This window comes from Pseudoxanthomonas kalamensis DSM 18571, assembly GCF_010211745.1.
Taxonomy (GTDB): Bacteria; Pseudomonadota; Gammaproteobacteria; order Xanthomonadales; family Xanthomonadaceae; genus Pseudoxanthomonas_A; species Pseudoxanthomonas_A kalamensis.
Map to the genome: position 1 here is coordinate 1 of NZ_PDWQ01000058.1, position 658 is coordinate 658.

1 protein-coding gene is annotated in these 658 nt (G+C 62.5%); it reads left to right on the forward strand.

What is annotated here, in order from left to right:
* The coding region (locus CSC70_RS13955; RefSeq protein WP_484573207.1) for an outer membrane beta-barrel protein at positions 1-658 on the forward strand (658 nt) is incomplete at both ends.

Consider the following 658-nt stretch of genomic DNA (forward strand, 5'->3'; position numbering starts at 1 on the left):
CATCAGCACCGACAACAACCGCAAGAACTTCAAGGATGCCTGGGCGCCGCGCTTCGGTTTCTCGTATGACATCTTTGGCGACGAAGCCGCCATCGTGCATGGCGGTGCCGCGCGCTCCTACGATCGCAACCTGGTCGATCAGTTGGCGCTGGAAACCAGCAAGGCGGCTCTGTCGCCGGTGGCGGTGTATTTCGAAAATCCGGCCACCGGCACCTGCTATCGCGCCGATCGTACCTGCGTGGCGTTCGACCCGCGCTATCTCAACGGCATCGATCAGCTCAACACCATTCCCGGTGTCGCCGGCAGCGCCGAGCTCTTCATGTTCAACAACAAGCTCAAGACGCCGTACAGCGACCAGTACAGCATCGGCATCACCAACCAGGTGGGCGACTGGCTGACCGATGTGACCTTCCAGCGCATCCTGAGCTACGACGGGTTCGCGATGGGTCGGATCAACCGCTATCCGGACGGCTCCTACTTCCAGAATGGCAACGTGCCGTGGGGCGAGCCGGTGCCGGGCTACCAGAACACCATCCTGGGCAGCAACGGCCTGGAGCAGCGCAACAGCCAGGTGCTGTTGTCGGCCGACAAGCCGTACACCAAGGAGTCCGGTTGGGGCCTGACCTTGTCCTACACCCACACCAGCGCGCGCCAGAAC